This is a genomic window from Paenibacillus sp. NPDC058898, assembly GCF_049316025.1.
GTDB lineage: Bacteria > Bacillota > Bacilli > Paenibacillales > Paenibacillaceae > Paenibacillus_AQ.
On sequence record NZ_JBMOSM010000012.1, the window covers coordinates 102866 to 116878 of the forward strand.

Sequence of the window (14013 nt, forward strand, 5' to 3'; positions counted from 1 at the left end):
CTGGCGTTCAAACTATAGGTTAAAGGCTGTTCTGGGCAACGGGCTGCAGCGAAACCTCTGCGCCTTGGTCGGACGAGTCGTAAATCGCCTGGATGATCTGGGAGGAGAGGATGACCGTATCGATATGCGAAGGCTGCTTCTCCCCGGTTTGAATGCATCGGATGAATCCGTCGATTTCATTCTGGAACATGCTGCCGAGATTGAATTTCGGCGTGGTTTCGATCAATGCGCCGTCCTCCGTAGTGTAGAAGGTGAAGTCTGAGCCGTACTTCAGCCGGATGCCTCCTTTGTCGCCGAGGAAGTCGATGAACATTTCTTCGGCGCCAATATTTTGCGCCCATGCACCGTTCAGGGAAATGGTCGGGCCTTCGGTGCGGACGAGAGCCGTGACAAAATCATCGACGTCATATGTGCCGTCATATTTCGGTGGACCTGCCCACATGTTGAGGAAGGTGTAATTCTCCATATCTTTGCCCAGCTTGCAGTAGGCCTGCCCGGAGACGGTCTTCGGTTTCGGATCGCCCGTGCAGTACATCACGACATCGAGGAAGTGAACGCCCCAATCGATCAGCGCGCCGCCGCCAGCGATGGCCTTGGTCGTGAAGGCGCCGCCGAGTCCCGGGATCGAGCGGTGGGAACGGAAGCTGGCATATACGTGATACAGCTCGCCAAGATCGCCGTTTTGGATCATTTTTCTGATTCTGTTTACGCTTTCATTGTAGCGGTTGACCACCCCGATATTAAGCGTCTTGCCCGTTTCGTGCTGAACCTTCTGCATTTCCAGCGCTTCCGGGTAGGTGCGGGCGGCCGGCTTTTCGCATAATACATGCTTGCCTGCGCGTAAACAATCGATGGCGATGGAGGCATGGACGTCATTCGGCGTACAGATGGATACGGCATCGACCTCAGGATCATTCAGAATTTGTTGGTAATCCTCAATGGCTTGACCGCATTCGTATTTGGCGACGGCGGTTTCGGCCCGGTCCTTGACGATATCGCAAAAGTATTTGATCTCGGCGTCTTCGTTGGCCATATAGGCGGGAATATGGGCACTGTTCGCAATCGTGCCGCAGCCAATCACGGCAATTGTAATTTTGTTCATCGGTTCTCCTCCAAAGTCGTGGATTGATGATGCAGGGATAACATGAGCCTGACACTTGATTCTTCGTTATTGCTTGCCCCGAGTATAGCATGGGAACGATCGCTTCGATTTCACTATCGTGTTTATTTATTGGATTATCGTACCGGGGTGTTAGTCCACCGTTTTAAAAGCATTCTTTTTATAGTATGCGGGAGTCGTCCCCGTATATTTCTTAAAAATGCGGCAGAAGTAGGGAAGCTCGTTAAATCCGACCTTGAAGCACACGTCGGTTACCGTGAGTTCAGGCTCCGTGAGCAGCCGCATGGCCATCCGTATCCGGTAGTTGGCCAAGTATTGGCTGAAGGTTCGGCCTGTAACCTCCTTGAATCGGCGGCAAAAATTAGTCCGGGACATCATCGTCCGGGCACACAGATTCTCCAGCCATAGGGGCTGGTCGTAATGGTCATGAATATACTGGACTGATTCCAGGATGGGCTCCCGGTACTGGTCGCTACCGACGGTGATCGATGTATGCTTCCCTTGCTCGGCATACTCGCGGTTCACGATCGCCAGCAGCTTCAGCAGATTGGCTTTCAGCAAAATATCAAAGAATGGACCCCGGCTTCCGTATTCGGCCAGCATTTCGGTTAGGAGCTCCTTCACGGCGAGGTCGCTGCTGCCGGTCAAGGTAATTTTGAACGGTACGTTATCCTCGGTCGTAACAAAAGACTTGATGAAGGAAAGGTCGAACAGCTGCGCCTCGGTCGGCGTCTCATTCAGTCGTTCATTAATGAAGGCCGGCATGAATTCGCACCCCAGCACCTCCAGCTCTTTGCCCGGTATCATCTCCACGCGATGGACGCTATAGGGAGGAAGCACGAATATGTTGCCTTGGACCATCCGGTATTTTTGACCATAGAGCGTATGGATGAATTCACCTTTGCTGACATACCAGATCTGAAGATAATCGTGCATATGGTCGGACAAACTCCCGAACTTTTCGGTAATTCGGTACACTTTGCAAGGCAGGCCATTCGTCATTTCCAGCTCCGATGTAAAGTAGGCGATTCCTCTTCGGGTACACTCGGCGATATCCGGTGCCAACCAGTGAATAGCCATGATTCATTACCTCCTCATGCGCGTGTTGATCCTGTTATTAACAGCATAACTGATTAAGGACATGAAGGAAGAGAAAAATTGAAAAAGTTAATCGAATGCAAGGCGTTCAGGGAGAACGATGTTACAAGGAGATTAATTGGTGGGGACGGTGCGTGGTATCAGGCTAGGCTAATTTCTAAAGATCAAATCCCCATTCGCGTGCGAAGATATAGTTTCATGCAGCAAAGAGCCGAGGCGTCCTGAAACACAGGTGCGACCTCGGCTCTTTTTTGTTACGGGCAAAACTCCTTCAGCATCTGCTCCTTCACTTCATCAATGGGGAAGTGCTGAGGATACGTGGATATCATCAGCATAATCCCCTGCAGAGTAGAAGAAAAGTACAAGGAGCGCTTGTGCGGCTCGGGAACTCCGAGGCTTTCGAATATACGGCATTGAATCTCAAACTGTCGTGCAGCCTCTTCCACAAGACGCCTGCTGTAGGGGAACAACTCTTGATCCGCTTCGGGTTGGGTTTGAAGATGCAAGTAAAACCGGAATACTTCCGGCTGCTGATAGACGTTGTCGATGGCTTGCTCCAGAATAAATTTCAGTTGCTCTGCAGGTGCTTGGAGTGAAGCGGCATTCTCTATGACTTCCGCAACGCCTGCGATTCGCTCCTCAACCATGGCGGCCAGTAGCCCTTCCTTGCCTGAAAAATAGTTATAAAGCAGCCCTTTGGATATCCCGGCTTGCTTGGCTACATCACTAATGGAAGTGGCATGGTAGCCCTGATGGATAAACAAATCCATGGCGGCTTCTAAAATTTTGTCTTTTGCTATCTGGCGTATGCGCTCATTCTCGCTGGGTGTGCGTGGCATGAAATCTTCATTCCTTCACAAATTTAGTGATATGGCGGGATAACTCCTCCGGATGCGTTAATGTGACCATGTGATCCGCTCCCGCAATGGTGGCAAAATCAATGCTCGGAACCCTCCGAAATTGTTCTCCTACCTGCTGGTTATCAGGCAGTTCATGATCTCCAATGATAAACAGCGTTTTGGCCGAGATTTCCTGTAATCGCTCCATCGCCGGCGGCTCCGGCCAAATCGAGTCAAAGGTAGACCAGGTAAACGTACGTTCAAAATGGTGCCGAAGCATATGGATCATAAGCTCCCGCTCGGGACGGTTTCTTGTAATTTCATAAGAGGGCGGCTCTATGCATAGCTCGATCATTTTCTCGATGTCAGGGGCAGCAGCGCTTACCCGGTGCATGTAAGTTTGCATTTCCTCAGAATAAGGAAAACCGGACAGGGCTGGTGCAATGACAATCAGTTCCGATACTCTTTCAGGATAATGGATCGCGAACTCCGTGGCAATCCGGCCGCCCATAGAATGTCCGATAACCGCAGCTTGCGAAATATTCAGATGATCAAGAAGAGACAACAGATCTTCAACATAGTTTGGCGGCTGAACGGGAGAGGGAGATCGTCCGGCTCCGCGGCCGTCAAAGGCAATCACGTAAAAGTTCTCGGATAAGAGAGGGACAAGATAGCCCCAATCCCGCATATCCGCTCCACCGCTGTGAACAAGGACGACAGGCTTACCGTTGCCGTGAACTTCGTAGTGCAGGTCCAATAGAATACCCTCCAATCGATTTCCAATCATTTGGAACACTTGATAAGGCTTATTTTATTATTGAATGAACGTTTAGTCAATTTAAAATTCAATATGAATCCTCCTACATCCGAGTTGATGATTGGATGCTCTAACAAGGCAGATTAGCTAGCCATACGGGTGGTGTTATATCACACCTGCGATCATTTGGAAAGACTGTCAGATATAATAAAATGAAGGGCTGTCTTATCAGAGCGAACGTGATCATGCAGCTACATATTTGTAGTAACCGCTTGTACGTTATGCTCTAATGACTAACCCTTCACTTTTATAATCGATTTAAGGCCTGTCATAAAAGAGCAGGCATCATGATTTCCGTTTTTTCGTGCGGTATGCCGACAGCAAAGCAGGCCAGTCGGTCTGAATAACATCAATTTTTTTATCTATCAATCGACCCCAGCCATGATCCGGACTTTGCATAAGGGAGGTATCATCGTCCAATCTGGCAAACAGCATCGTAACATCATCCAGATTGATTGCATTCGCCCACACGAATAGGTTCAGGTTATGCAGCCTTTCAATCACTTCATCCTGAAACAATGGGTGTGCTTCCGTATCGGCGATTAGCTCCATGCCAACCAAATTGATATGTGGATACTGCAAGACGGTGTCGATCTGCTCCATGGTATGGACAATGGGCATAAACATATATTTTGTCGGGTAATCATTCAAAAACTGCAAATGCTCTTCTGTTACTGGCCCTTTTAATAGAATTTGGTCTGTCATATCGGATTGATCCAATAACTCCAGCACTTCTGGCCATATATCCCAGCCTCTGTCGATATTTATCAAAGTATCGCCTTTAAAATAGGAAAGGACGTCCTTCAAAGTCTCAACTTTATAGCTGGTTTGGTGGTAGATGCTATTAAAATAGGTTAGACTTTCTATCTCTTGTGAACTCATCGTTTTAATGTTTTCCGTTCTGTGCAGCAGCTTTCGTTCCTGTCCGTCATGAAACGTATATAATTTCCCGTCTGTTGATTTGATGACATCGACTTCCAGCATATCTCCGCCTTGCTTGAGGGCGACTTTATAGGCAGGGATCGTATTTTCAATAATGTTGCCACCCGAGCTGCCTCTGTGCACCGCAATTAAGACGCCATGAGCATCTAGCTTTCTTTGCAGCAAATGATTGATTTCACCATACTCATACTTACCTATCATATGCGTACCTACCTCGCTCCTGATGTTGAATATCGACATCGTACATTAAAAATTGGAACGTGTCAATCTTAATGATTGTTTTCGGTGAGCCTGATTTGAGCTAGAATGTAAGAGAATATCGTAAGGAGGTCTGCGGGGAATATGCCAACCATAAAGGATATTGCAAAGGAAGCGGGAGTTTCTCATGGAACAGCATCCAATGTATTAAATGGGAAGGGCAATGTCAGCGTCAAAAAAATTCAATTGGTTGAAGAAGCTGCGAGAAAATTAGGATACAAAATGAACTATAAAGCGAAATCGTTGCGTTCAGGAGCGACCCATTCTGTTTCCATCATCATTCCCAGCATCGAATCCGATATTTATATTCAATTGTACAAAGGCTTGGATAAAACGCTGACAACCTTGGGTTATCGCACCCATCTATACATTACTTATGATCAGCCCCATAACGAAAAAAAAATTATCAAGGAAATCGCGGAGGAGCGGGTGACGGGCATTGTGTCCATATCCTGCCTGGATGATGCCAATGCGTATTATGAGGAGATCCAAATCCCGCGTGAACATATCATTTTCGTGAATCGGGAAGTTCAAAATGCGGAGAAGTTTATTTCTTTTGATTTTCAGAAAGCCGGAACGGACATTCGTTCCTATATCCGAACCAATGGATACACGACCGTGGGCATATTTGCGGATGATCATAAATATTCTTGTGAGCGTTGGTTTGTGGAGGCGATTCTTCAGGATTTGAAAGAGATCGATACGAAGGTGCTTCATGTTCCTCTGAACCAATCGTATCGCAAATCGTTTGAGTTTTTTGAGAAAGAACTGCCAGAAATCATCATTACTACAAGTTTAAGCAGGGCTTCGCTTCTTAAGAATGCGCAGTTTTGGGGAAGCTTACAGAAACTTCCTGAAATCGTATGTCTAGGTGCGACTTCATCTACTTATATGGATTCTTTCACGGTTTATCGTCAAAATTATCATCTGTTAGGTCACAACATTGCGAATTTAATGATTCAGCAAGTTAAACATGAACGAGAGATTGACTCTAAAATCATGGTGGAAAACGACGGAATTGCAAGCTGGGAGCATGTCATCCAGCAAGCGGATCAAAAGACACTTACGATCCTTACGATCCCCAGTCCAACTACGGATGCGCTGCATAAGCTGCTGCCTCACTTTACCAAAAACACTGAAATTAAAGTACACTTGGCTATCCATTCATATGAGGAAATTTATCAAATATTAACGGATCCGAACAACGATAGTCATTATGACATTATCCGTATGGATATGGCCTGGCTGTCATGGTTCGGTAAAGAAATATTTCGACCCTTGCTGGGCCTGAATGATGATTTGGACCGATTGATACAATCATTCCCACCGCATATGCGCGACAATTACTCCCAAATCGAAGGGGTACCCTATGCGATACCGTTTGATCCTAGTATTCAGATGCTTTTCTATCGGACAGATTTATTTGAGGACCCCAAAATTAAACGGATGTATTATGAGGCCAATAAAAAGCAATTAAGTCTTCCTCAAGATTTTGATGCTTATAATGAATTGGTCCGATTTTTCTCGAAATCTCATTTCAGTCATTCGCCAACCGAGTATGGCACCAGCATGACATTGGGCAGAGCTGAGATTGTTGCTGTAGAATTTCTGACGAGGTATTATGCGGCAAATGGAAAACTGGTTGATGAGAACGGCGTGCACTTAAATACAAAAATCGCGGCCAAAGCTCTTCAAAGTTACCTGGATACGATGGAGGCAGCGCAGTTATTGGATGAGTCATGGTGGGGAGAGGCTGTAAACAGCTTTGCCAGAGGCGAAACGGCCATGGTCATCGGCTTTATGAACCATGTATCACGGATCGCGCATAGTGAAATTGGCAATTTTATAGGTTCGGCATCTGTACCGGGAGAAAAGCCCCTTCTGGGCGGCGGAGTCATAGGTATATCCAGGAATGCTATAAACGTTCAGGAAGCAGTCGCTTTATTGCAATGGGTCAATAGGCTTGAAGTGGCGGAGCAAATCAGTTTGCTCGGCGGAACATCAGCCAATTCCCTGGTGTGCAATAATCAAGCGGTTCGTACATTATACCCTTGGCTGCATGAAGCCCATAATATGAATGAAAAGGGTGTCCGCGATACCAAGTTTCTGAACGGAGGCGGTTTTAACACGAAGAAGATGGAGCAGATCATTGGCCGTGCCATTAAAGATATGTTGAAAGGTCCGGGAGATATCGGCGAGACCATAGACTGGATCAATTCGGAATTGCGTGCTTTCGCGCTTGAATTTTAATAATGGGATTCCTTTCATGCGAACCGCCCTCCAAAGGGGCGGTTTTTTTGAGATTAAAGCGTACTATGTCAAATAAGCGAAGCGTAAGCAATTCTTTAATCGCACTTATATATTTTGGGGTCCCCGCAAAGTATTTGGAATAATCATCGAAGCATAGGCTCCACTTTGCGGGGCTATTTTGCTGTATTGTAAATGCGATGTATAGCTTGTGTAAAAGATGTGTTAAATCATTTCTGGCGTATTGACGCACTCTGAGAGTCAAAATATAATAAACTTGAACAAAAATTGATACGTTCCAATTTTGAGGGGGCTGATGGTTTATGAATAAGACAAACGCAAAAAAAATGAGGTTCGCTATCATTGCAATGGGATTGATCACTAGCCTTTTGACTGGCTGTATGGGCAATGGCACAGCAGATTCTGGCAATAAAGCAGAGGGTGGAAAGAAAGCTCTTGTTGTTTATTCAAATTCAGCATCGGACGGGAGAGGGGATTGGCTAAAAGAGAAAGCGGCGGAGCAAGGCTTTGCCATTGAAATCGTTGAAGGTGGGGGCGGTGAAATTGTAAACCGTTTGGTTGCCGAAAAAAACAACCCGATTGCAGATGTCGTCTTTGGACTCAATACAGTAGATTATGAAAATTTCAAAGAAGAGGGCCTGCTTGAGCAGTACAAGCCGGTCTGGGCATCGGAGGTTTCGGACGGGCTGAATGATCCGGATGGCTACTATCATGCCCTGGTGAAACAAGCGATCTTCCTGATCTACAACTCGGAGATGTATGACGAGAACACAGCCCCGAAGGATTGGACTGATCTATGGAACAACGATCAATTCCATAACAAGTATGCTGCTCCTTCCAGCTTTGGCGGAGGCACGACAAGAGCGGTACTTGCAGGAATATTGGTCCGTCATCAGGACCCGAATGGGAAATACGGCATTTCGGAAGCGGGCTGGAACGAAGTGAAGAGTTATTTGCAGTATGGATTTTATGCTGCGGAAGGTGAGGATTTTTACGCCAACCTGGCGAGCGGAAAGTCTCCACTCGGTCCGATGTGGTCAAGCGGCATCGCGGAACGCGAGAAGCAATATGGAGTGAAAGCCGGAATTGTCAGACCGGAGATCGGCGTACCTTATGTGGTTGAGCAAGTTGGTATTATCAAAGGAACTAAAAATCTTGAAACAGCGCAACAATTCATTGACTGGTTTGGCAGCGCGGAAGTACAAGGCGAATGGTCAAAAACGTTCTCTTCCATGCCTGCAAATGCCAAAGCACTGGAGCATGCGCCGCAAGAGATCAAAGATATGGAGGCATCCTTAAAGCCGCAAGATATCGATTGGTCGTTCGTTGCCAAAAACATCAATCAATGGGTGGAGAAAATTGAGCTTGAGCTATTACCATAATAAGTTGGAAATACGGCATCTCTCTGCAATCTGGTTTTTCATATACCGTCGAAATAACCGGATTGTCGGATAGATGCCTTGTTTTTTCCGCAAAGAGGATGTGAACGCGATGATTGAATTTAGAGATGTTGAAGTGAAGTATGGCGATTATACCGCATTGCACCATATTAATCTAAAGATCGAAGAAGGTGAATTTTTCACACTGTTAGGTCCTTCCGGATGTGGCAAGACGACAACGCTGCGGAGTCTGGTCGGTTTTGTGAGCCCGTCACGCGGGGATATTTATGTGAATGGACGCAATGTGACAAGCCTGCCCGTGGAAAAAAGAGAAATCAGCATGGTCTTTCAAAATTATGCGCTGTTCCCGACGCTCAATGTGTATGAGAACATTGCATTTGGTTTGAAAGTAAGAAAAACATCCAAGCAACAAATCGATGCGGAAGTAAAGGATATCGCAAGGAAGGTCGATTTATCCGATCAGCAGTTAATGAAAAAAGTATCTGAGTTATCCGGCGGACAGCAGCAACGGGTTGCAATTGCAAGAGCGCTTGTGTTGAAGCCAAGTATTCTTGTGTTGGATGAACCACTCTCCAATTTGGACGCAAGCTTGCGCGTACAATTACGAAATGAATTGAAGAAGCTGCAGAAGAAGTTTGGCATCACTTCCATTTATGTTACGCATGATCAGGAAGAAGCGTTGACACTATCCGACCGAATTGCTGTATTTCATAACGGGGCTATTGAACAGGTTGGAACACCTTTTGAAATATATAATAAATCGGCTACAGAATTTGTCTGCAATTTTATTGGCGATATTAACAAACTGGATACAACCATTGTAGATAAGATACAACGTCAATCGGGTGTTCCTCTTGATATGACGAAGGAGGGATATTTACGAACCGAAAGAGTGCATACGTCTCTAAAAACAGTTGAATCCGGCTTTGCTCACTTAAAAGCAAAAGTTGTAGATATCGATTATTACGGTCTGTTCACGAAATATACGTTTGATGTGGACGGGTCGACCATTCGAAATATTGAAAAAGAAGACGGCATGATCAAACATGAACTGGGTGACGATGTTGATTTATTTATTAACGCCGCTGACATTTTGCAGTATTAGGAGACGATAATTTCTTATGTTAAACATAACAAAGTGGAAGAATGCGTTGTTTTCCGGCAAAACGACTGCAGTTGTCATTGGAGTGTGCTTGGCATGGTTTGTTGTTGCCTTTTTACTCTACCCTAACCTTAACCTGCTCAAATCGGTGTTTTTTTCAGACGGCGGATTTTCATTGGAGCCCTTTCAGAAATTGCTTGGTTCAGAGAGAGCGCTGAGAAGTCTGCTGAACAGCTTTGTCTTGGCGATCTCTTTGGTGATTACCGTTAATGTTATTGGCATTTTCCTGGTGCTTGTCGTTGATTACTTTGATATTAAGGGAGCAAGAATCCTGCGTTTGGGCTATTTTACTACGCTCATATACGGCGGGGTTGTGCTGGTATCAGGTTACAAATTCATATACGGGGAGCAGGGGATTATTACAAAAGCGTTGATGGGGGTATTCCCTGATTTCAATCCTTCATGGTTTCAGGGCTACGGTGCTGTTTTGTTTGTCATGACGTTTGCGGTGACTTCAAATCACATCATATTTCTGTCCAACGCCATCAAGAAATTGGATTATCAAACGATTGAAGCGGCCAAAAATATGGGAGCATCCACATTCTATATTTTAAGAAGAATCGTACTGCCCGTATTAAAACCGACCCTGTTTGCTATTACGATCCTGCTGTTTCTGACAGGACTTGGTGCCACCTCTGCGCCATTAATCGTAGGGGGAAGGAACTTCCAAACGATAACGCCGATGATCCTGTCTTTTGCACAAAGCGTTACATCCAGAGACATGGCATCCCTACTGGCCATTATTCTCGGGGTATCTACCTTAATTTTATTGACCTTAATGAGGAAAATTGAAAAGAATGGTAACTTCATATCGATCTCCAAAGTGAAATCGGAGATCAAGAAGCAGAAGATTAACAACAGGTTTGTAAATATAATCGTTCATATAGCAGCGTATCTGTTGTTTGTTATCTATGTATTTCCCGTTGTGCTTATCATAATCTTTTCCTTCACGGATGCATATAGCATTTCAAATGCAACGTTATCCTGGAATCGTTTCACACTGGACAACTATACTATGCTGTTCACCCAGGCCGATGCTTATAAACCGTATCTGGTAAGTATGTTCTATTCGGCGATGGCAGCCATTCTGGTCGTAATTCTGGCGCTGGTCGTCTCACGTATCCTTCATAAATACAATAATAAATTGTCGGCCGCTTTGGAATATTCCATGTTGATTCCATGGCTGCTGCCTTCAACACTGATTGCCCTTGGGTTGATTATTACGTATGATACTCCGCGGTTCATTATGGGCAACAACGTGTTGACGGGAACCATGTGGGTACTGCTTATCGCTTATGTCATTGTACAGATTCCATTTACGTTACGTATGCTCAAAGCTGCGTTCTTCACGATTGACAGTTCACTGGAGGATGCGTCCAAAAGCTTGGGTGCAAGCACATTCTACACCTTCAGAAGAGTATTGCTTCCGATCATCTTGCCATCGACATTAGCAGTGCTCGCACTGAACTTCAATGGACAGCTAGCCGATTATGATCTGACCGTCTTCCTGTATCACCCGCTGCTCCAACCGCTCGGCATCGTGATCAAGAATAGTACGGATGCTCAGGCATCTGGTGATATGCGGGCGCTCGTACTTGTTTACTCTGTCGTGCTGATGGCCATCTCAGCGGTTACGCTATATCTTGTTTATGGCAGAAAACCAAAGCATTAATTACAAAACTCCCTTTGATCAACCAAGCTCGGATTAAATACGTGCCTGGTAGTAGTCGAAGGGAGTTTTGATAAAGAAAAACGTATATCGACGTACATCCATGAAGACAGACCGCGGTTAGCTGTAATTTTTCTTGCGATATCAGGAAGGACATGCTTCGAAAGTTGATACCTTAAAAAAATCCTATAAGGCAACACTGCTCCCTGTGCGTACGATCCGTGGTTCGGGGCATGCTTGGATGGCTGTCGGTGATATTGCTTTTGTTATCTCCGTAAATACCTGCATACGACCCGTGCGAATCCAGCTGTGAATTAATTCACTTTTATTGATTGTGAATTATGTTACAATCAATAAAATTAAAATTTACGGATTAGGAGGAACGGACAATGGCTCGTTATTTTAACGGTAAAGAAGTGGAACTGTTGGCTCCTGCCGGAACATTCGAGATATTCAAAACCGTCATTAACGCAAACTGCGATGCTGTATATTTCGGGGGACCATCCCTAAATATGCGCATGATGCGCAAGGGCTATAACTTAAGTTATGAGGAAGTCAGAGAAGCTGTTCAATTGGCCCATGAGCGCGGTAAACGCGCCTACATTACAGTGAACAACCTGATGGATGAAGAGGACCTGGAGGAAGCGAAACGTTACTTCGCCTTTTTGAACGAGGTTGGCCCGGATGCTATTATTGCGCAGGATCTGGCCGTGTTTCCCCTGATTCAAGAGATGAACTACACGAATATTCCGGTTCACTCCTCGGTCATGATGAACGTGCACAATCTGGAGATGATTGAAGCCGTCAAAGCATTGGGCGTTTCCCGCATCGTGGCTTCCCGCGAGATGGACCTGAAGACGGCGGAGGTGCTGCACGCTAAGAGCGGCATGGAGTTCGAGTACTTCGTGCACGGCGATATGTGCACCGTTCACGGTGCGAACTGTCTGTACAGCTCCATGCTGTTTGGCAACAGCTCCAACCGGGGACGATGCATGAAGCCTTGCCGCTGGGATTATCGGGTGAAAAAAGATGGATACCTCTATCCTACTGAGTACCCGCTTGCTGCAAAAGATATGTATATGTACGAGCATATTCCGGAGCTGGTCAAGTCCGGCATTACCAGCTTCAAAATTGAAGGACGCATGAGAGATACCGAATTTTTGCTGATGGTTGTTAATGCTTACGGAGATGCGATCGATCGTTACATTGCGGATCCGATAGGCTTTAACCGCGAAGCCGGGGCAGATACGCTGCATAAAAACCGGAAACGTGATTTCACGACAGCTTATGCTTTTGGCAAGCCGGGACTGGATTTCATCAATCGCCGTTATGAAGGAACAGGCAAGTTTTACAGTACGGGGAAGGTGTTCAGCACACCTACCGCGGAACGCGAGATGAAGGAGGAACGGGTGCTTCAGGTGAAGGAATCGCTTCGTCATGCGAAGCGTGAGCAGCCGGGTACGTCGATTCCGCAAATTACGGTGCATGTCAACACGGTAGAGCAGGCCCGTGCGGCAATCGTAGAAGGGGCGAACGTTATCTACCTGACAGGTGACGTGTTCCAACCGGATCTTCCATTCGGCCGTGAAGATATCGAAGCTTTGACAGCGGATAAAGGGAATGCCGAAATTATTCTTGGCATGCCCCGCATGATGAATGAGCTTCATATGGAGCAGTATTATCAATTCCTCAGTGCAGGCAAGGAGCATAACCATTATGGTCTTGATGGCTTGCTTGCATCCAACATCGGTGCCATGCACAAGTTTCAATCCCTAGGGCTGCCGATGATTGCCGATTTCAGCCTGAATATATACAACCACATGGCGGCTTCGTTCTATCAGAAGCATTATGGCATATCCAGAATCAATCCGTCGCTTGAGCTTCAGCTCCATGATTTAACGAAATTGCTGCGTCATCCGGAGATTCCCGTCGAGATCATCGTTCACGGATCGCCCATCGTGATGTATCTGGAGCATGACTTATACACCAATGCGGCAGAGTTTGAGCCCATAGCTGAAGAGGATAACCGATTCGTGGATAACCGTCATCTCGTACTGCTTACGGATAAAGGGGAGAACCCTGTATACCGGGATGCCTCGGGGCGTAACCACTTGGCACTGTCGAAAGAGCTGTGCAATATGCCGTTCTTGAAGGAGCTGCACGAAGCTGGCGTGAATCATTTCCGCATTGAAGGAAAGACGTATACGACGGAGCAGCTTCGCGGCCTGGTGCGGATATATCGCCAAGCTGCCCTGAATCTGGATTCATGCAGCAGGCTGTATGCAGACATGACACCGATCTATGCCGGTTATACACTGGGTTCGCTCCAATTCGGCCATACCCTGCAGCTTGAGCTGACCGAAGTATGAGATGAGCTCCGAAACGGAGAATGAAGATGAGCCCGCATATGGCTATCATTTTTGATATATTTTCACGGAAC

At 46.2% G+C, this 14013-nt stretch carries 10 protein-coding genes; 5 read left to right on the top strand and 5 right to left on the bottom strand.

What is annotated here, in order from left to right; genetic code table 11:
* Positions 1 to 19: 19 nt before the first annotated feature.
* The 5 genes from ACOZB4_RS26180 to ACOZB4_RS26200 all read right to left on the bottom strand — a co-directional run bounded on the left by ACOZB4_RS26180 (position 20) and on the right by ACOZB4_RS26200 (position 5017).
* Positions 20 to 1102 (bottom strand): Gfo/Idh/MocA family protein, encoded by a 1083-nt coding sequence (locus ACOZB4_RS26180; RefSeq protein WP_076322284.1) that lies wholly within the window; start codon positions 1100 to 1102, stop codon positions 20 to 22.
* Between the two features lie 150 nt (positions 1103 to 1252).
* Positions 1253 to 2200: a helix-turn-helix domain-containing protein gene (locus tag ACOZB4_RS26185; RefSeq protein WP_379410803.1), complete on the bottom strand. Its 948-nt coding sequence runs from the start codon at positions 2198 to 2200 to the stop codon at positions 1253 to 1255.
* Between the two features lie 272 nt (positions 2201 to 2472).
* Positions 2473 to 3057 (bottom strand): TetR/AcrR family transcriptional regulator, encoded by a 585-nt coding sequence (locus ACOZB4_RS26190; RefSeq protein ID WP_076322282.1) that lies wholly within the window; start codon positions 3055 to 3057, stop codon positions 2473 to 2475.
* A 7-nt stretch (positions 3058 to 3064) separates the two neighbouring features.
* Positions 3065 to 3814 (bottom strand): alpha/beta fold hydrolase, encoded by a 750-nt coding sequence (locus ACOZB4_RS26195; protein WP_379411016.1) that lies wholly within the window; start codon positions 3812 to 3814, stop codon positions 3065 to 3067.
* Between the two features lie 345 nt (positions 3815 to 4159).
* Complete coding sequence (locus ACOZB4_RS26200; RefSeq protein WP_379410800.1) at positions 4160 to 5017, bottom strand: glycerophosphodiester phosphodiesterase family protein; 858 nt, start codon at positions 5015 to 5017, stop codon at positions 4160 to 4162.
* Positions 5018 to 5158: 141 nt separating this feature from the next.
* On the opposite strand from ACOZB4_RS26200, the gene ACOZB4_RS26205 reads away from it, so the two are divergent.
* The 5 genes from ACOZB4_RS26205 to ACOZB4_RS26225 all read left to right on the top strand — a co-directional run bounded on the left by ACOZB4_RS26205 (position 5159) and on the right by ACOZB4_RS26225 (position 13942).
* A complete protein-coding gene (locus ACOZB4_RS26205; protein ID WP_379410797.1) occupies positions 5159 to 7324 on the top strand; it encodes an extracellular solute-binding protein in 2166 nt (721 codons plus the stop codon).
* A gap of 320 nt (positions 7325 to 7644) precedes the next feature.
* The gene (locus ACOZB4_RS26210) at positions 7645 to 8724 is read left to right on the top strand and encodes an extracellular solute-binding protein (RefSeq protein WP_379410794.1); all 1080 of its coding nucleotides are present in this window, start codon (positions 7645 to 7647) and stop codon (positions 8722 to 8724) included.
* A gap of 109 nt (positions 8725 to 8833) precedes the next feature.
* Entirely contained in the window at positions 8834 to 9847 is a 1014-nt protein-coding gene (locus ACOZB4_RS26215) for an ABC transporter ATP-binding protein (protein WP_379410791.1), read from the top strand.
* 16 nt (positions 9848 to 9863) lie between these two features.
* Positions 9864 to 11576 carry an ABC transporter permease gene (locus ACOZB4_RS26220; protein ID WP_379410789.1) on the top strand — a complete coding sequence of 571 codons (1713 nt, stop codon included), beginning with the start codon at positions 9864 to 9866 and terminating at the stop codon, positions 11574 to 11576.
* Positions 11577 to 11962: 386 nt separating this feature from the next.
* A complete protein-coding gene (locus ACOZB4_RS26225) occupies positions 11963 to 13942 on the top strand; it encodes a peptidase U32 family protein (RefSeq protein WP_379410786.1) in 1980 nt (659 codons plus the stop codon).
* Positions 13943 to 14013 lie beyond the last annotated feature (71 nt).